Annotated in this window: 15 protein-coding genes; 8 read left to right on the top strand and 7 right to left on the bottom strand. The window is 73.4% G+C overall.

Going from position 1 to position 18,177, the window contains the following annotated elements; all coding sequences use genetic code 11:
* The first annotated feature begins 57 nt into the window (after positions 1-57).
* Complete coding sequence (locus tag ACQEVU_RS36630; protein ID WP_433331845.1) at positions 58-1,812, top strand: substrate-binding domain-containing protein; 1,755 nt, start codon at positions 58-60, stop codon at positions 1,810-1,812.
* A gap of 25 nt (positions 1,813-1,837) precedes the next feature.
* On the opposite strand, the gene ACQEVU_RS36625 is transcribed toward ACQEVU_RS36630, so the two are convergent.
* Both ACQEVU_RS36625 and ACQEVU_RS36620 read right to left on the bottom strand, forming a co-directional pair.
* Positions 1,838-3,301, bottom strand: coding sequence for an Hsp70 family protein (locus tag ACQEVU_RS36625; RefSeq protein WP_433331843.1), 1,464 nt, complete (start codon positions 3,299-3,301; stop codon positions 1,838-1,840).
* Between the two features lie 298 nt (positions 3,302-3,599).
* The gene (locus ACQEVU_RS36620) at positions 3,600-4,295 is read right to left on the bottom strand and encodes a Crp/Fnr family transcriptional regulator (protein ID WP_433331841.1); all 696 of its coding nucleotides are present in this window, start codon (positions 4,293-4,295) and stop codon (positions 3,600-3,602) included.
* Between the two features lie 124 nt (positions 4,296-4,419).
* Here ACQEVU_RS36620 and ACQEVU_RS36615 point away from each other — a divergent pair, with 124 nt between their 5' ends.
* Entirely contained in the window at positions 4,420-5,088 is a 669-nt protein-coding gene (locus ACQEVU_RS36615; protein WP_433331839.1) for a TetR/AcrR family transcriptional regulator, read from the top strand.
* A gap of 21 nt (positions 5,089-5,109) precedes the next feature.
* Here the strand turns inward: ACQEVU_RS36615 and ACQEVU_RS36610 are convergent, their stop codons facing one another.
* The 3 genes from ACQEVU_RS36610 to ACQEVU_RS36600 are packed head-to-tail and all read right to left on the bottom strand — an operon-like array spanning position 5,110 to position 8,314.
* Positions 5,110-6,624, bottom strand: coding sequence for a precorrin-2 C(20)-methyltransferase (locus tag ACQEVU_RS36610; RefSeq protein ID WP_433331837.1), 1,515 nt, complete (start codon positions 6,622-6,624; stop codon positions 5,110-5,112).
* Positions 6,621-7,241, bottom strand: coding sequence for a precorrin-8X methylmutase (locus ACQEVU_RS36605; protein ID WP_433331835.1), 621 nt, complete (start codon positions 7,239-7,241; stop codon positions 6,621-6,623). The genes ACQEVU_RS36610 and ACQEVU_RS36605 overlap by 4 nt, the downstream gene beginning before the upstream one ends.
* Positions 7,238-8,314, bottom strand: coding sequence for a precorrin-3B synthase (locus ACQEVU_RS36600; protein ID WP_433331833.1), 1,077 nt, complete (start codon positions 8,312-8,314; stop codon positions 7,238-7,240). Before ACQEVU_RS36600 ends, ACQEVU_RS36605 begins: the two co-directional genes overlap by 4 nt.
* A gap of 56 nt (positions 8,315-8,370) precedes the next feature.
* Here ACQEVU_RS36600 and cobN point away from each other — a divergent pair, with 56 nt between their 5' ends.
* The 3 genes from cobN to ACQEVU_RS36585 all read left to right on the top strand — a co-directional run bounded on the left by cobN (position 8,371) and on the right by ACQEVU_RS36585 (position 13,998).
* Positions 8,371-11,943: a cobaltochelatase subunit CobN gene (gene cobN, locus ACQEVU_RS36595; RefSeq protein ID WP_433331831.1), complete on the top strand. Its 3,573-nt coding sequence runs from the start codon at positions 8,371-8,373 to the stop codon at positions 11,941-11,943.
* A gap of 134 nt (positions 11,944-12,077) precedes the next feature.
* Positions 12,078-12,836: a PhzF family phenazine biosynthesis protein gene (locus ACQEVU_RS36590; protein WP_433331829.1), complete on the top strand. Its 759-nt coding sequence runs from the start codon at positions 12,078-12,080 to the stop codon at positions 12,834-12,836.
* A gap of 100 nt (positions 12,837-12,936) precedes the next feature.
* Positions 12,937-13,998 (top strand): lytic polysaccharide monooxygenase, encoded by a 1,062-nt coding sequence (locus ACQEVU_RS36585; RefSeq protein WP_433331827.1) that lies wholly within the window; start codon positions 12,937-12,939, stop codon positions 13,996-13,998.
* Here the strand turns inward: ACQEVU_RS36585 and ACQEVU_RS36580 are convergent.
* Together ACQEVU_RS36580 and ACQEVU_RS36575 are read right to left on the bottom strand one after the other, a co-directional pair.
* Positions 13,995-14,825: a PHP domain-containing protein gene (locus tag ACQEVU_RS36580; RefSeq protein WP_433331825.1), complete on the bottom strand. Its 831-nt coding sequence runs from the start codon at positions 14,823-14,825 to the stop codon at positions 13,995-13,997. The genes ACQEVU_RS36585 and ACQEVU_RS36580 overlap by 4 nt on opposite strands.
* A gap of 14 nt (positions 14,826-14,839) precedes the next feature.
* Positions 14,840-15,634 (bottom strand): class I SAM-dependent methyltransferase, encoded by a 795-nt coding sequence (locus tag ACQEVU_RS36575; RefSeq protein WP_433331823.1) that lies wholly within the window; start codon positions 15,632-15,634, stop codon positions 14,840-14,842.
* Positions 15,635-15,783: 149 nt separating this feature from the next.
* Here ACQEVU_RS36575 and ACQEVU_RS36570 point away from each other — a divergent pair, with 149 nt between their 5' ends.
* The 3 genes from ACQEVU_RS36570 (at position 15,784) to ACQEVU_RS36560 (ending at position 18,173) form a co-directional block, all read left to right on the top strand.
* Positions 15,784-16,371: a cysteine hydrolase family protein gene (locus tag ACQEVU_RS36570; protein ID WP_433331821.1), complete on the top strand. Its 588-nt coding sequence runs from the start codon at positions 15,784-15,786 to the stop codon at positions 16,369-16,371.
* Positions 16,368-17,270 carry a GlxA family transcriptional regulator gene (locus ACQEVU_RS36565; RefSeq protein WP_433331819.1) on the top strand — a complete coding sequence of 301 codons (903 nt, stop codon included), beginning with the start codon at positions 16,368-16,370 and terminating at the stop codon, positions 17,268-17,270. The genes ACQEVU_RS36570 and ACQEVU_RS36565 overlap by 4 nt, the downstream gene beginning before the upstream one ends.
* 147 nt (positions 17,271-17,417) lie before the next feature.
* A complete protein-coding gene (locus ACQEVU_RS36560) occupies positions 17,418-18,173 on the top strand; it encodes a DeoR/GlpR family DNA-binding transcription regulator (protein ID WP_433331817.1) in 756 nt (251 codons plus the stop codon).
* Positions 18,174-18,177 lie beyond the last annotated feature (4 nt).

Raw genomic sequence — 18,177 nt, 5'->3', positions numbered from 1 at the left:
AGATCGTCGATGGGTGTTGTCGCGGGGCCACGTACGCGGATGCCGCTGGTGATTGCGGTGATCGTCGGTCTGATATCCGTCGTGGTGACGTACGTGGTGCTCCGTCGCGACCCCGGGGAGGCGGGCGCCGACAAGCGAGCCGGCTGTGAACCCATCGAGGTCAGTTCGTCGACTGAGAAGGCCGACCTGATGATCGAGTTGGCCCACCGGTACAACGGCTCCGACTCGCTGTACGGCGGCAAGCGGTGCGCGTCGGTGACCGTGCACCGGCTCACGTCCGGCGCGGCGGCGGAGGCGCTCGTCGCCGGCTGGGATGAACAGCGCGACGGTGGGCCGGCACCGCAGGTGTGGACGCCCACCGCATCGCTGTGGCTCGAGTTGGCCCGCCACCGGGAGACCACCGGCGGCAAGCAGGTGGTGCCGGCGGCCGGCACGCAGATGCCGTCGATCGCGCAGAGCCCGTTGGTCATCTCGATGCCGAAGCCGATGGCCGAGGCGTTCGGCTGGCCGAACCGCGAGTTCGGGTGGAGCGACGTGCTGGCGCTGGCGTCCGATCCTCAGGGGTGGGGCCGGTACGGCCACCCCGAGTGGGGGCGCTTCACCTTCGGCAAGGACAACCCGCACCGGTCCACGTCCGGCCTGGCCGCGACGGTGGCCACGTACTATGCGGCGACCGGCCTGTCCCGCGAGCTGACGGCGGCCGATCTCACGCAGCCTAATGTGATCAACTTCGTTCGCGGGGTCGAAGCCGGCGTCCTGCACTACACCGACGATGCGGTGAAGTTCCTCCCCAACTTGGCCGAAGCCGATGCCAAGGGCGCCGCGATGTCGTACGTGAGCGCCGTCGTGCATCAGGAGCAGCTCACCTTCCTCTACAACAAGGGCAACACGACCGGCGACCCGAAGGTGCAAGGCAAGGCGCCCACGGTGCCGCTCGTGCCGATGGTGCCGCGCGACGGCACGCTGATGCTCGACCACCCGTACGTGGTGCTGCCTTCGGCCAGTGCCGCACAACGGGAAGCAGCCGCCGACTTCCTCGCGTTCCTGCAGCAACCAGACCAGCAGGCCGCGTTCGCGGCGATGGGCTTCCGCGACCACCAGGGCAACGCCGGCCCCGAATTGGCGAAGACCCTGCAGATCCCGGCCGGGCAGAAGCTCAGCCTGATTCAGTCACCCGTCGGAGAGGTCCTGGACAAGATCCTCGCCGGCTGGGACGACCTGCGGAAGAAGGCGAGGGTGCTGCTCGTCCTCGACGTCTCGGGCTCGATGAAGGAGAAGGCGGCCGGTGGCATCAGCAAGCTGGAAGCCGCGAAGAACGCGGCAATCGCGAGCCTCGACCTGCTGCATCCCGACGACGAGGTGGCACTGTGGACGTTCTCGGGGCAGCGACCGAACGGTGCGCAGCCCTACACCGAGCGGCTGCCCATGTCGCGCATCCGTGACGCGAAGCAGCAGCTCACCGATATCATCCGGGCGCTGAGCGCCGATGGCGGCACGGCCCTGTACCACACGGCCCGGGCCGCCGACATGTACATGCGGGAACGGCTGGACGCCGACCGCATCAACGCGGTCGTGCTGCTCACCGATGGGCGCAACGAGTATCCGGCCGACAACGACCGGGCGAAGCTGCTCCGCGACCTGGACGGGTCCCGCCTGGAGAACTCGGTTCGCATCTTCGGTATCGCCTTCGGCGAGGAGGCCGACCTGGACACGCTCGAACAGATCGCGAAAGTGTCGCGGGCAGCCGCCTACGACGCGCGCGACCCCGCCAGCGTCGACAAAATATTTAGCTCGGTGCTGAGCAATTTCTAGTAGGCAACGTCCGACACCAGCGTCTTCAGCGGTCGAACACGATACCCAGGGCCACCCGCACCGTATGCACGATCACGGTGACCACGGCTCCCGCGGTCAGCACGGCCGCCGCGCTCGCACCGGCGAGGCCGCCGATCATGCCGCTCAGGGCACCGAGCAGCACGGCCGCTGTCACACTCCACGGATCGGTGAGGTGGCGGCGGATCGATCGCCCCCGCCCCGGTTCGACGGCCTCGTCGACGCGCGACGTGCGGCCTGCCGTCGGCGAGGCCGGCGACAGCTGCACGACTCGCTGCGGCGAGCCCTGCGGCACGGATGACGGACCGGCGGCCGTTCCACCCGCCTGCGCAACGGTCTCCTGCGATTCGGCACCGGCGGGCAGCCTCATCGTGACACCGGTCGGCGTGCGTTCCTCGCACGCGTCGAGCAGGATCAGTGAACCCTCCGCCACCACGAGCTCGGGCTGCTCCAGAACGGTCGGCGGCATCCCGAACGCGCGGTGCAGCAGCGTGGCAACGAGTGGGACGCGACTCGACCCACCGACGAGGAAGATGCCGCCGACGTCTGACAACTCGATGCCCGCGCCCCGCATCGCGGCGCGGGTGACCGCGACCGTCCGCGCGATGACCGGTTCGGCGAGCTGCTCGAACTCGTCCCGGCTCACCGGAACGGTGTCGTCCAGGACCGGCAGGTGCACCAGCGTCTGCGAACGCCGGCTCAACGACTCCTTGGCCAGCCGAACGTCCTCCCACAGCTGCCACCGGGCACGACGGTCGGCGACGGTGGCCGGTCGCCGCAACCGGTCCCAAGCGTCCGGGGCCCGCTGCGCGATCAGCCGGCCCAGGTGCTCCACCAGCGCGGCGTCCAGGTCCAGGCCGCCCACCTCGGGCAGCCCTTCACTGGCCAGTACGGTCAGCGCTCCTGCGGGGCCGCGCCGAACCACGCCGGCGTCGAACGTGCCAGCCCCGAAGTCGTACACCACCGCGCACTGACCCGCGCCGACCAGGCCGACCTGGCCGAGGAAGTAGGCGGCGGCAGCGATCGGCTCCGACACGAGAATCGGGTCCGGCAGCCCGGCGCGGACGGCCGCAGCGGTCAACCGGCTCAACCGCGACGTGCCCCAGATCTCCGGATGCGTGACCACGACGCGATCCGGGAGCTGGCCGGCGACCTGCCGCGCCTGCGACGCCACACGTCCCAGCACGGCGGCGACCAGGTCGACCACGTCGGTCTCGTAGCCGCCGAGCAGGACGATCCCGTCTGCCATCCTTCGCTTCGGGTTGGGCTCGTACCGATCCGGATGCACCCGCGCCGACCGCACGGCTTCGGCACCGGACAACACGTCGCCGGGGCCTTCCAGGAGTACCGCCGACGGCAGCAACGGTGACCCATCGAAGAGCAGGGAACGTGCTTCACCGCCGCCGCGACGCACCATGGCCACGGTGTTGAAGGTGCCGAAGTCGATCCCGAGCAGCACGCCGTGAGCCATCGTTGCAGCGTACGCGGCCCCCGCATTTCCGTCCCGCCTTGATCGGAGCGTCCTGGTGGCTCGGGCGCGCTCAGAATGACGCGGGAGTACGTGACGAGCAGGCCAGCTGTATCCGAAGGAGCGCTCCCGATCAGCCGTCCTGCCCGGCGTCTGAGCGTGGCGATGTGGTCCCGAAGTTCGATGAGGCCGCAGCCGTGGCCGGTGTTGGCTCGGCCGATGCCGTTGTCGCGGATGGGTATCCGTAGGCACCTGTCGGCGGCGTCGCCGCCGACGTCGACATCGGCGAGGGGTGGTGGTGCTAGCGGCGGCGCTTGTGCTGGGCGCGGCGAGCCAGCGGGGCGTCGTCCAGGATCACGATGCACTTGTTCTCGAGGCGGACCCAGCCGCGGCTGGCGTACTGCGCCAGGACCTTGTTCACCGACTCGCGCGACGCGCCGACGAACTGGGCCAGCTCCGTCTGGGTCAGGTCGTGCACGACCCGGGTCGTGCCGCCCTCGGCGATGCCGAACTGGTGCGCGAGCTGGATCAGCTGGCCCGCCACCCGGCCGGACACGTCCGTGAAGAGGCGGTCGTGGACCGTTGCGCGGTCGTCGCGGATGCGGCGGGCGACGACGCGGAGGAGTTGTTCGGCGGCCTCGGGGCGGGCGGACAGCCAGCGGTACAGCGCCGTCTTGTGCAGGCGGGCGAGGCGCGCGTCGGCGACCACCGTTGCCGTGGTCACCCGGGGGCCGCCGTCCAGCAGTTCGACGTCGCCGAACTGCTCCGCCGGGCCCAGCAGGGCGAGCAGGCCCTCGCGGCCGTCCCGGGAGCGGCGGCTCAGCTTCACCTTGCCCGACAGCAGGACGTACAGGTAGTCGGCCTGATCGCCCTCGCGGAACAGCGTGGTCCGGCGCGGGCATTCGATCGTCTCGAACTCCTGCGCCAGCGAGTCGGCCTCGTCCGAGTCGGCGTCGTCGAACAGGCCCGTCGTGCGCAGGACGGTGGATGAGTACATCGGTGACATGTCTGACCTCCCGGAAACGCAGTCGACGGCCTGCGGTACCGCGTACCATTCGGACGGTACTAGATCCCACAGGCTCGGGCAACAGTCCCGGGCGGCGATGCGCGAGGATGGCACGGTGAGCGGAACTCCTGTTCGAGAGCGCCTGGTGGATGCGGCGTTCGACCTGTTCGACGAGCGCGGCTTCGAACAGACGACGGCGGACGACATCGCTGACCGGGCGGGCGTCGGGCGCACGACGCTGTTCCGGCATTACCGGTCGAAGGAGGACGTGATCTTCCCCGACCACGACCGGCTGATCGCCGCCGTGCAGGAGCGTCTCAAGACCTCCAGCGCCGAGACCGCGCTGGTGGCGGTCACGGATGCGGTACGCCTCGTGCTCCTGCGCTACGTCGAGGAGGGCGACCGGGCCCGCCGGCGGTACCGGCTCACCAGCCGCGTCGCGGCCCTGCGTGACCGCGAGATCGCGAGCGTGGCCCGCTACCAGCGGCTGTTCCGCGAGTTCATCGCCGACTGGATGGGGCCGGCGCCGGGGGCGGCCCTGCGGGCCGAGCTGATGGCCGCGGCCGTGGTCTCGTCCCACAACCACGTGCTGCGGCGGTGGCTGCGCCGCGACGCCGACGACCCGGCGGCCGAGCTCGACGCCGCGATGGCCCAGGTCGTGTCGCTGTTCACCCGGCCCGACGAGCCGGCCGGCGCGAGCGGCACGACGGTGGTGGTCCTGCGCGACCACCGCGACCCGGACTACGTCGCGGCGACGATCCGCCGCGCCCTGCAGGAGCCGTAGCGGGCGCGGCGGGGGAGTGCCTCAGGACGGGTAGCGGCGGGGGGTCCAGACCACGGGGCGGTCGCCGCCGCGGTCCTGGGTGCGGGTCTGCGACGAGCCGATGATGAGCAGGGTTCGCATGTCCACTTCGGACGGTTCGAGGTCGGCCAGGCGCACCACGCGCACCGACTCCGCGGGGCCGCCGACGTCGCGGCCGAGCACGACCGGGGTCTCCGCGGCGCGGTGGCGCAGCAGCAGCTCCTTGGCCGCCTCGACCTGCCAGGTGCGGGAGCGGGAGCCGGGGTTGTACACCGCGATGACGAGGTCGGCGCGTGCCGCGGCCTCGAGGCGGGCGGCGATGACGTCCCACGGCTTGAGGCGGTCGGACAGCGACAGCACGCAGAAGTCGTGGCCCAGCGGTGCGCCGGCGCGGCTGGCCACGGCCTGGGCCGCGGTCAGGCCCGGCAGGACCCGGACCGGGACGTCCTTCCAGCGCGGCTCGGCGGCGACCTCGAGCACCGCGGCGGCCATCGCGAACACGCCGGGGTCGCCCGAGGAGACCACGGCGACGCGGCGGCCCTCCTTGGCCAGGCAGAGCGCGAACTCGGCGCGCTCGGCCTCGACGCGGTTGTCGGAGGCGTGGCGGCGCTGGCGCGGGTTGCCGGGGACGCGGGCCACGTACGGGGCGTAGCCGACCAGGTCGTCGGCGGCGGCGAGCGCGGCCTGGGCCTCCGGGGTGAGCCAGTCGCGGCCGGCGGGGCCGAGGCCGACGACCACGACCTCCCCGCCGCGGGGCGCCGGCGCGGCCCCGGCCAGGGCCGCCGCGGTGTCCTCGTGCACCCGCGAGGGGAGCAGGGCCAGGGAGAAGTACGGCACCGTCGCCGGGTCCACCTCGGCGAGCGGGGCGACGCGCTCGCCGGCGGTGGTGGCGCGCTCGACGTACCAGGCGTCGGCGAGGCGGCCGGCGCGGTCGAGGGCCTCGCGGACGGGGCCGAACGTGCGGCCCAGCTTGAGGATCGCGGCCGAGTCGGTGGCGGCCAGGCGCTCGGCGAGCTCGTCGGCGGGCAGGGTGCCGGGCAGCACCGTGAGGACCTCGTCGCGCTCGACGAGCGGGCGGCCGAGCACGGCCGACGCGCCGGATACGGACGTGACGCCGGGGACGACCTCGGTGGCGTACCGCCGGGAAAGGCGCTTGTGCATGTGCATGTAGGACCCGTAGAACATCGGGTCGCCCTCGCACAGCACGACCACGTCGCGGCCGGCGTCCAGGTGCGCGGCCAGGCGGGCCGCCCACGCGTCGTAGTGCTCCTCGATGACGGCCCGGTAGTCGGGGGTGTCCTCGGTCGTCACCGGGTAGACGAGGGCCTCCTCGATCTGCTCGCCCTCGCGGAGGTACGGCGCGGCGATCGAGCGGGCGATCGAGCGCCCGTGCCGCGCGCTGTGGTAGGCCACGACCGGCGCCGCGGCGACGAGCCGGGCGGCCTTGACCGTCATCAGCTCCGGGTCGCCCGGGCCGAGGCCGACGCCGAAGAGCCTGCCGCTGTCCACCGTGGTCATTCCTTCTCGTCCGCGATCGCGTTGACGGCGGCGGCCGTCATCGCGCTGCCGCCGCGGCGGCCGTGCACCACCAGGTATTCGAGGCCGGACTCGGCGAGCGCGGCCTTCGACTCGGCGGCGCCGATGAAGCCGACCGGGATGCCGAGCACCGCGGCCGGCGTCCCGGCGCCCTCGCCGACCAGTTCCAGGAGCCGGAACAGCGCGGTCGGGGCGTTGCCGATGGCCACGACGGCGCCGTCGATGCGGCCGCGCCACAGCTCGAGGGCGGCCGCGCTGCGGGTGTTGCCCAGCCGCCGGGCGAGGTCGGGTACCGCCGGATCGCGCAGCGTGCACAACACCTCGTTGTCGCGGGGCAGGCGCGCGCGGGTCACCCCGGCGGCGACCATCTCGGCGTCGCAGAGGATCGGCGCCCCGGCGCGCAGGGCGGCCCGGGCGGCGGCGACGACGCCGGGGGAGTGCCCGACGTCGGCGGGCAGGTCGACCATGCCGCAGGCGTGGATCATGCGCACCGTGACCTGGGCGACGTCGGGCGGCAGCGCGGACAGGTCGGCCTCGGCCCGGATCGTGGCGAAGGAGCGCCGGTAGATCTCGGCCCCGTCGCGGACGTAGTCGCTCATGCGGCGTCGCTCCGGTACCCGCCGGGGGTCGCGACCATCTCCACGTGCCTTCCTCTCGGCGCGCCGCAGCGCCGCTCGCAGCCGGCCCAGTGCAGCGGCGGCGCGCCGGGCTCCCGCGCGCCCCGCGCCACCTCGGCCCGGGCGTCCGCGCGGACGTCGGCGAGCGCCTTGGCGCAGCCGGGCCGTCCGGCGCAGGCCGTCACCCCGGCCCACGGCGAGGCCGGGTCGTCGACGAGCCCGGTCGCCACAGCTTCGTCCATGGAGTGCGCCGGTACCACCACGGTCCGCCACGGCGTGACAATGATCTCCTCCGCCGCGCCGGCCAGCCCCGCCGACTGCTCCGGCGTGAGCAGCCCGAGCGGCACGACGAGCACGGCGGACGGGCCGTGCCGGCCGGCCGGGGGCGGGCCGCCGAGCGCGAGTGCGGCCGGCGCGAGCGTCGTGCCGAGCCGCGCCGCGACCCGCGAGGGCCCGTCGTCCAGCTCGGCCAGGCGCCACGCCTTCGAGTCCTGCGCGGCGCGCTCGGCCAGGAACGCCCCGGCGGCGCGGACGAGCAGCTCGGCGCCGCCGCGGGCCTGTGCGGGTACACCCGCCAGCACCAGACGGTCGCCGTGCAGGCCCACGTCGCCGCCGAGCCCGGTCACGTCGCCGCGGCCGTCGTCGATGGTGGCCAGGAACCGGCCCGGCAGCCCGGCCAGGGCCGGTGTGGCGCACAGCAGCGCGTCGAACTCGCCGACCAGGCGGCGCAGGCGAGCATCGCCGAGCGGGCTGGCAATGATGTTTCGCACACGCTCGTGCGTGGCCGACGGCAGCAGCCCGGCGTCGGTCAGCCGGGCCGCGAGCTCGGTCTCCGCACCCGGCCGCAGGCCCCTGACCTGCACGTTGCCGCGCGAGGTGAGCTCCAGCACCGGGTCGCCCAGCTCCGCCGCGGCCGCGCGCAGGACCAGCAGCTGGGCGGCGGTGACCCGGCCGCCGGGCAGCCGCACGCGCGCCAGGCCGCCGTCCGCGGCCGCGTGCACCTGCACGGCGCCCGGGCATCGATCGGGGGCGTCGCGTCCGCTGGGTGCCTGCACGGGCCGGATACTACCTGCGCTTTGCGGGGCGCAAGCCGCTCCAGCTAAGCTCCGGCGTGATCCTGCTGCTGTCGACGTCCGATACCGACCTGCTCAGCGCCCGCGCGAGCGGCGCCGCCTACCGGCTGGCCAACCCGTCCCGGACCGCGGTCGAGGACCTGCCGGCGCTCGCCGAGGGCGTGGACCTGATCGTGGTGCGGTTCCTCGGGGCGTACCGTGACTGGCAGGACGGCCTCGACACACTGCTGGCCACCGGGCGCCCCGTCGTGATCCTCGGCGGCGAGCAGGCCCCCGACGCCGAGCTCATGAGCCACTCCACGGTCCCGGCCGGCCTCGCCGCGCAGGCCCACGCCTACCTCGCCTTCGGCGGCCCGGCCAACCTCGGCGAGCTGCACCGCTTCCTCTCCGACACCGTGCTGCTGACCGGCCACGGCTTCGCCGCCCCGGTGCAGACGCCGGCGTGGGGCGTGCTGGAGCGCGAGAGCGGCCACGTCGCGCCGGAGGCGCCGACGGTCGCGGTGATCTACTACCGGGCCCACCACGTGGCCGGCAACACCGCGTTCGTCGAGCGGCTGTGCGACGCGATCGAGGCCGAGGGCGCCCACGCGCTGCCCGTCTTCGCCGCATCGCTGCGCACCGCCCCGGCCGAGCTGCTCGGCACGCTGCGGCGGGCCGACGCGCTCGTCGTGACCGTGCTCGCGGCCGGCGGCACCCGCCCGGCCGACGCTCAGGCCGGCGGCGAGGACGAGGCGTGGGACGTCGGCGCCCTGGCCGCCCTCGACGTGCCGATCCTGCAGGGGCTGTGCCTGACGACGAGCCGCGCCAACTGGGACGACAGCGACGACGGCCTGTCGCCGCTGGACACCGCCACCCAGGTGGCGATCCCGGAGTTCGACGGCCGGATCATCACCGTCCCGTTCTCGTTCAAGGAGATCGACGAGGACGGGCTCACCGTCTACGTCGCCGACCCGGAGCGCGCGCGGCGGGTCGCCGGGATCGCCGCCGCCCACGCCCGGCTGCGCGGCCTGGCCAACGCGGACAAGCGGATCGTGATCATGCTCAGCGCGTACCCGACGAAGCACTCCCGCATCGGCAACGCCGTCGGCCTGGACACGCCGGCCAGCGTCGTGAAGCTGCTGGCCGAGCTGGAGGCGCGCGGCTACGACCTGGGCGAGGGCTTCCCGTCCGGCGGCGACGCGCTCATCCACGAGCTCATCGCGGCCGGCGGCCAGGACGTCAACTGGCTCACCGAGGAACAGCTGTCCGGCAACCCGGTGCGGATCTCCGCCCGCCGGTACGGCGAGTGGTTCGCCACCCTGCCCGAGGACCTCCGCGCCGGCATGGAGCGGCACTGGGGCCCGGCGCCGGGCGAGCTGTTCGTGGACCCGAACGACGGCGCGATCGTCCTGGCCGCCCTGCGCCGCGGCAACGTCGTGGTCATGGTCCAGCCGCCGCGCGGCTTCGGCGAGAACCCGGTCGCCATCTACCACGACCCCGACCTGCCGCCGAGCCACCACTACCTGGCGGCGTACCGCTGGCTCGCCGACTCGTCCGAAGCTGGTTTCGGAGCCCACGCGGTCGTCCACGTCGGCAAGCACGGCAACCTCGAGTGGCTGCCCGGCAAGACCGTCGGGATGTCGGCCGGCTGCGGCGCCGACGCGGCCCTGGGCAACCTGCCGCTGATCTACCCGTTCCTGGTCAACGACCCCGGCGAGGGCACCCAGGCCAAGCGCCGCGCCCACGCTACCCTCGTCGATCATCTCGTCCCGCCGATGGCCCGCGCGGACACGTACGGCGACATCGCCCGCCTCGAGCAGCTGCTCGACGAGCACGCCACGATCGCCGCGCTCGACCCGGCGAAGCTGCCGGCGATCCGGGCCCAGATCTGGACCCTGATCCAGGCCGCCCGCCTCGACCACGACCTCGCCGGTGTGCTCGGTGCGGGGCCAGACCGCCCCCACGACGCCGAGTTCGACGACTTCCTGCTGCACGTCGACGGCTGGCTGTGCGAGGTCAAGGACGTGCAGATCCGCGATGGCCTGCACGTCCTGGGCCAGGCCCCGACCGGCCCGGCCCGCGTCGACCTGGTCCTGGCGATGCTGCGGGCCCGCCAGATGTGGGGCGGTCAGGTGGCGGCCCTGCCCGGCCTGCGCGAGGCCCTGGGCCTGGACGAGTCCTCGTCCTCCCGCGTGTCGGTCGACGAGGCGGAGGCGCGCGCCCGGGAGCTCGTCGAGACCGCGGAGGCGCGCGGCTGGGATGTTTCGGGCATCTCCGATGATCCCGATGTCATGCGGGTCATGCGCTTCGCCGCTGAGGAGATCATTCCGAGGCTGGCCAGGACCACGGACGAGATCGACATGGTCCTGCACGCGCTCGACGGCGGGTACGTGCCGGCCGGCCCCAGCGGATCGCCCCTGCGCGGCCTGATCAACGTGCTCCCGACCGGCCGCAACTTCTACTCGGTGGACCCCAAGGCGGTGCCGAGCCGGCTCGCCTGGGAGACCGGCCAGGCGATGGCCGACTCGCTGCTGACCCGCTACCGCGCCGACCACGGCGACTGGCCCCGCTCCGTCGGCCTGTCCATGTGGGGCACCAGCGCGATGCGCACCGCCGGCGACGACATCGCCGAGGCCCTCGCCCTGCTCGGCGTGCGGCCGGTCTGGGACGACGCGTCCCGCCGGGTCACCCGCCTCGAGCTGGTCGACCTCGCCGAGCTCGGCCGCCCCCGCATCGACGTGACCATGCGCATCAGCGGCTTCTTCCGCGACGCCTTCCCGCACGTCGTGGCCCTGCTGGACGACGCGGTCCAGCTGGCCGCGGGCGCGCCGGAGCCGGCCGGGGACAACTACGTGCGCGCCCACGTGCAGGCCGACCTGGAGGCGCACGGCGACGACCGCCGGGCGACGCTGCGCGTGTTCGGGTCCAAGCCCGGCGCGTACGGTGCCGGCATCCTCCCGCTGATCGACAGCCGGAACTGGCGCGACGACCGCGACCTCGCCGAGGTCTACGCCGTGTGGGGCGGCTACGCGTACGGCCGCGGCGTCGACGGGGTCGAGGCCCGCACCGACATGGAGGGCGCGTACCGCAGGATCAGCGTCGCCGTGAAGAACACCGACACCCGCGAGCACGACATCGCCGACTCGGACGACTACTTCCAGTACCACGGCGGCATGGTGGCCACCGTGCGCGCCCTGACCGGCCGGGCGCCCGCCGCCTACGTCGGCGACAGCACCAACCCGGACGCGGTGCGCACCCGCACCCTGAGCGAGGAGACGGCCCGCGTCTTCCGCGCCCGGGTGGTCAACCCGCGCTGGCTGGCCGCCATGCGCCGGCACGGCTACAAGGGCGCGTTCGAGCTGGCCGCGACCGTCGACTACCTGTTCGGCTTCGACGCGACGGCCGGGGTGGTGTCCGACTGGATGTACGAGAAGCTGGCCGAGTCGTACGTGTTCGACCCCGAGAACCAGAAGTTCCTGACGGACTCCAACCCGTGGGCGCTGCACGGCATCGCCGAGCGCCTCCTCGAGGCCGCCGACCGCGGGCTGTGGGAGCACCCCGAACAGTCCACACTGGACGGACTGCGCGAGGTGTACCTCCAGACGGAGGGCGACCTCGAGGACGACGCCTGACGTCTAGCGCTTGGCGGCGACGGACATCCGCGCGTACGCTCCCCGCCCCTGTCCGTCAGGAACAGGCATGACGCCGCTGGACGTGTCGGGGGAGGGGCCAGGGTTGGCGGGCATCGATCGGTAGGCTCGCCCGCATGCGGATCGTGCGGGCCTGCCTGCGCGACGGGCGGGGCGGCAGCCCGACCGCCGTGCTCGACGACGACGGGGCGTTCACCGACGCCGAGCGGCGCGCGGTTCCCGGGCGGGCCGGCACCTCGCACGCGGTGTTCATCGGGGCCGGCAACGTCCTGCGGTTCTTCACCTCGGCGGGGGAGCTGCCGGCCTGCGGGCACGGGACCGTCGCCGCGCTGGCCGTGCTCGCCGGGCAGGGGCGCGAGGTCACGCTGAGGGCGGGCGGGCGGACGTTCGCCGGGTGGGTGGAGGCGGACGGGGAGCTGTACCGGGCGGCGTTCGATCCGGGGCCGGTCTCGCTTCGCGCACCGTCGGCGGAGGAGGCCGGGCCGGTGCTGGCGGCGCTGGGCGTGGGCGAACCGGCCGGGGCGCCGTGCGTGGCCTCGGTCGGCCGCGAGCGCCTCCTGGTCCCGGTTGCCGGCCGGGCGGTCCTCGCCGGGCTTGCGCCCGACCAGGAGCGCCTGCGGGCCGCGTGCGATGCGATCGGGATGCTGGGCTGTTACGTGTACACCATCCCGGAACCCGGTGGGCGGGCGGCCGCGCGCATGTTCGCGCCCTCGATCGGGGTGCCCGAGGACATCGCCAACGCCAACAGCACCGCGTGCCTCGCCGCCCGCCTCGGCCGCGAGGTCGCCGTCGACATGGGGGACGCCCTGGGGGAGCCGGCGACCGTCGTCGCGTCCGCCCGCCGGGTCGGGGGGCTTGCGAAAACGCTTTCCTGAGGTAGTCTGCCCGCCGGGAGCCGCGCGCGTTGACGTCGATCTATTCGTGTCCGCCGCGCTCTTGTGATGCCGGGGCGGGCGCGCACCCGGAGGAGTACCGATGCAACTTTCATCGATCGGACGGCGGATCGCGGCCGGGGCGCTGGCCGTGATGGCCGCGACGCTCGGCCTGCTCGTGCTCGAGCGGCCGACGCCCGCCTCGGCGCACGGGTCGGTCACCGACCCGCCGTCGCGCAACTACGGCTGCTGGGCCCGCTGGGGCTCGGACTTCCAGAACCCGCGCATGGCCGACACCGACCCGATGTGTGCCCAGGCCTGGCAGGCCAACCCCAACACCATGTGGAACTGGAACGGCCTCTACCGCGAGGGCGTCGCCGGCAACCACCAGGCCGCGATCCCCGACGGGCAGCTGTGCAGCGGCGGGCGTACGCAGAACGGCTTCTACGCCTCGCTGGACACCGTCGGGCCGTGGGTCGCCGCCACGAAGCCGGACAAGTTCACGCTCACGCTGACCGACCAGGCCCAGCACGGGGCCGACTATCTGCTGATCTACATCACCAAGCAGGGCTTCGACCCGGCGACGCAGCCGCTGACGTGGAGCAACCTGGAGCTGGTGCAGCGGACCGGGCGGTACGCGCCGGCCGGGCAGTACCAGGCCCAGGTGGACGCCGGCACCCGCACGGGCCGGCACGTCATCTACACCATCTGGCAGGCCAGCCACCTGGACCAGTCGTACTACCTCTGCAGCGACGTCATCTTCACCGGCCAGGGTGGCGGCACTTCGCCGTCGGTGTCGCCGTCGGCCTCGAAGTCGCCCTCGAAGTCACCGTCTCCGTCCGTGCCGCCGTCTGCGTCCGTGCCGGGCGCGGCCTGCACCGCCGCCTACACGAAGTCGTCGGAGTGGAACGGCGGCTTCGGCGGCAACGTGACCGTCACCGCGGGGGCGAGCATCAGCACGTGGACGGTCAAGATGACGTTCGCCAACGGCCAGACGGTGACCAGCTTCTGGAACGCGAACCTGACCACGAGCGGCGCCACGGTCACCGCGACCAACGCGGCGTACAACGGCCGGTTGAGCCCGGGCCAGAGTACGAGCTTCGGGTTCAACGGCACGTGGTCGGGCACGAACAGCCCGCCGGCGCTGACGTGTAGCGCCGCCTAGCGGATCCAGTGGTCGTACGGGTGCCGGCCCGGCCGGAACCCGGCGGCCTCGGCCATGGTGGCGGCCGCGGCGAACTCGGCCGCCACCATGTCGGGCCGGTGTGCGTCGCTGCCGAAGCTGACCGCGGCGCCGCCGGCCTCCCGCCACCAGCGCAGCGGCTCGGGCTCGGGGGTGCGGCGGGTGTTGACCTCCAGCGCGCGGCCGGTGCCGGCGAGGGCCTTGAACACCGCGCGCACCTCCTCCTCGAAGTCGGCGAGGCGGTACTGCTGCCCGGACGGCACGTAGCGCAGCGGGTAGTCGAGGTGGGTCAGCGTCGAGAAGTCGCCGCACTGCTCGATCATCCGGATCGTCTCGGCGAAGTAGTCGCGCAGGACGGCGGGGACGCCGCGCTCGGCGTACTCGTCCTCGACCAGCCGGTGCCGTCCGGCGACGGCGACGGAGTGCAGCGAGCCGATGACGCGCTCGAACGGGTGGCTCGCCAGCAGCGCCGCGGCCGGCCCGGCGAACCAGTGCGGCTCGCCGAGCTCGACGCCGGTGATGATCTTCAGGGTGGGGTACTTCGCGCGGCACCGCTCGATCGCCTCGAGATACCCCTCGACGTCCAGCGGCGGCGGCTCCAGGTGGGTGGCGTCGCGCATGTGCCGGGCCATCCGGTCGGGCAGCAGCGCCGGGTCGACGGTCCAGGTGACGAAGTCGGTGTGCTCCGTGAACGCGATCGCCGGCAGCCCGAGCTCGACGGCCCGGGCGCAGGAGCCGGCCATGTCGCCGGTCGCCGTGTCCCAGGAGAACTCGCTGTGCGTGTGCAGGTCGGGCGGCAGCTGAACCATGCGCCCAATTTAGGTCATGTGGCCGGACGGGCCAGGATCTCCCCGTGCACGATCGAGAACCAGCCGTCCCGGTCGGCCGCCCACCGCCGCCATCCGGCCGCGATCCGCTCCAGATCCTGCAGCGGTACCCCGGAGTCGAGGGCCTGCCGCGCCATCGCCGACGACAGGATGCGGTCGGCCCACAGGCCGCCCCACCACGCCCGGTCCTCCTCGCCGGCGTAGCACCACGTGCTCGACGTCGCCGCGACGTCGTCGAAGCCGGCCTCGTGGGCCCAGGCCAGCAGCCGCCGGCCGGCGTCGGGCTGGCCGTCGTTGGCGCGGGCCATGCGCTGGTACAGCGCCATCCACTCGTCGAGCTCGGGCAGCAGCGGGTACCACACGAAGCCGGCGTAGTCGCTGTCGCGCGCGGCCACGTAGCCGCCGGGCTTGCACACCCGGTGCATCTCGCGCAGCGCCAGGACGGGGTCGGCGACGTGCTGCAGGACCTGGTGGGCGTGCACGACGCAGAACGTGTCGTCGGGGAACGGCAGCGCGTGCACGTCGCCGCTGACGACCTCGGCGTTGCCGACGCCGGCGAGCCCCTCGCGGGCCACGGCGACGGCGTCGGCGGTGACCTCCAGGGCGGTCACGTGGGCGACGCGGGCGGCCAGGTCGCGGGTGATGGTGGCCGGCCCGGCCCCGACGTCGAGGACCTTCATCCTCTCGTTGAGCACCGGCAGCAGGTAGGCGGCGGAGTTCTCGGCGGTGCGCCAGCGGTGTGAGCGCAGTACCGACTCGTGGTGTCCGTGGGTGTAGACGTTGCTCGGCATGTCTCGGACTGTAGGCCCCGCTTCCCAAACTTCGGTATCGCGCTCCCGTATATTGAGATCGTGCGGATGATCTGGCGTGACCGGATCCGTCCGCAGTGGTGCCGGGCCGTGCCTGGTGCGCGCCCCGCGCCGGGCGCACGATCGGTGCCATGCGAAGCGCACTGCTCATCATCGACATCCAGGAGTCCTTCCGCCGCCGCCCGAGCTGGGCGGCCGTGTCCAAGCCGGACATCGCCGCGACCGTCGCCCCGCTGATCGCCGACGCGCGCGAGCGCGGCGACCTCGTGGTGTGGGTCCTGCACGCCGAGCCCGGCACCGGCAACGTCTTCGACCCCGGCGCCGGCCACGACTACGTGCGCTACCTCGACGGCCTCGAGCCGCTGCCGGGCGAGCCGCAGCTGGTCAAGACCTCGGCGAACGCGTTCACCACGACCGGCCTGCAGCAGCTGCTCACCGCCGAGGGCGTCCGGCACCTCATCGTCACCGGCATCCAGACGGAGTGGTGCTGCGAGACGACCACGCGGGTCGGCTGCGACCTTGGCTACGACGTCACGTTCGTCACCGAGGCGACCGCGACGTTCCCGATCCCGCACGTGGACGAGCGCGACCGGCCGTACGAGGAGATCCTCGCCAGCCCGCGCACGCTGCCGGTGGCCGACGTCGTCGCGCGCACCGAATATGCTCTGGCCGGCCGGTTCGCGACCGTCGCCACCGTCAAGGAGGTCCTCGCCCGGTGAGAGTCGTCTTCCTGCTCGTGCCGCAGGTGCACCTGCTCGACCTGGCCGGCCCCGCACAGGTGTACTCCACCGTGCGCGACCTCGGCCTGGGTTACGAGCTGCACTACGTGGCCGAGCGGGAGGAGGTCCCCACCGCGCAGGGCCTGCCGGTGCGCGCATCGGTCGACTGGCCCGAGCTCGACGCCGATGACCTGGTGCTCGTCCCCGGCTGGCGCGGGCACCGGTTCGGCACCCACGGCAGGCTGACCGGATCGACCCGCGCCCGGCTCGCCGCACACCACGCCCGCGGCGGCACCGTGGCCAGCGTCTGCGCCGGCGCCGATGCGCTGGGCCAGGCCGGGCTGCTCGACGGGCGCCGCTGCACCACCCACCACGACCTGCAGGACCACCTCGCCGAGCGGTACCCGGCGGCCCGCGTCGTGCGCGACGTGCTCTACGTCGTCGACGAGCGGGTCGTCACCTCGGCCGGCATCGCCAGCGGCATCGACCTGGCGCTGCACCTGGTGGCGACCCGCCACGGCCCGGCCGTCGCCGCCCGGGTGGCCCGCGAGATGGTCGTGTACGCCCGCCGCAACGGCGACGCACCGCAGCACAGCGTGATGCTGCGCCACCGCGACCACCTCTCCGACGTCGTGCACCGGGTGCAGGACCTCATCGACGGCCGCTTCACGGAGCGCCTGCCGCTGCGCGCCCTGGCCGGCGCCGCGGGTGTGAGCGAGCGCACCCTGACCCGCGCGTTCGGCGACGCGACGGGGCTGACGCCGCTGCGGTACCAGCAGCTGCTGCGCCTGGAGCGGGCCGAGCACCTCATCGGCCACGGCGCCACGGTCGAGGCGGCGGCCCGGGCGGCGGGCTTCGAGGACGCCCGGATGCTGCGCCGGCTGCGCTCCCGCGCTTAGCGCCGCTGCCCCCGGCCGGATGCCGGTGCTTTTCAACCGATCGTGACGTGGCAGTGCGCGGCCGTTTTGAACATGCGGCCGAACGTAGCAAACAAGTATCTCGTGAGAAACGTTGTCTTTACCGATCCAGCCATGTTCAATGACCGGATGACGATCAGCGACCGCCATCGGCGGATCCTCGACGCGGTCCAGCAGGCCGGCCAGCTCGGCGTCACCCGGCTGGCGGAGCTGACCGGCACCTCGGAGATGACCGTGCGCCGGGACCTGGAGCAGCTCGCCGACCAGGGCATGCTGGAGCGTTACCGCGGCGGCGCGCGCAGCCTCACCCTGCGCGGCGAGGAGCCGCCCTTCGCCATGCGGGCGCACGAGGGTCAGCAGGCCAAGCGCCGCATCGCCGAGGCCGTCGCGGACCTCATCGTCGACGGCGAGGCCGTGGTGCTCGACAGCGGCACCACCTGCCTGGAGGTCGCCCACCTCCTCGCCCCGCGCCGGCTCACGGTGATGCCGCTGTCCATGCACGCGGCCAACGCCCTGGCCGGCGGACCCCAGCTGCGGCTGCTGCTGCCCGGCGGTGAACCCCGCCCCGGCGAGCTCGCGCTCACCGGCCCGCTCGCCGAGGCGTCCCTGGCCGCGCTGCGGTTCGACACCGCGGTCCTGGGCTGCTGCGGCCTGACCGCCGCCGGCATGACCGCCTACGACCTCGCCGACGCCGCGATCAAGCGCGCGATCATCGCGTCGGCGCACCGCGTCATCGTGGCCGCCGAACCGGCCAAGCTCTCCCGCACGGCCCTGGCGTTCGTGGCGCCCGTCTCCGCGTTCAGCATGCTCGTCACCACCGACGACGCCGCCGAGGACGACACGACCGCCCTGACCGCCGCCGGCACCATCGTCTACAAGGTGTGATCGA

The organism is Dactylosporangium sp. CA-139066, from assembly GCF_050936175.1.
Lineage (GTDB): Bacteria > Actinomycetota > Actinomycetes > Mycobacteriales > Micromonosporaceae > Dactylosporangium.
This window is presented reverse-complemented; position numbering and strand designations above follow the sequence as displayed.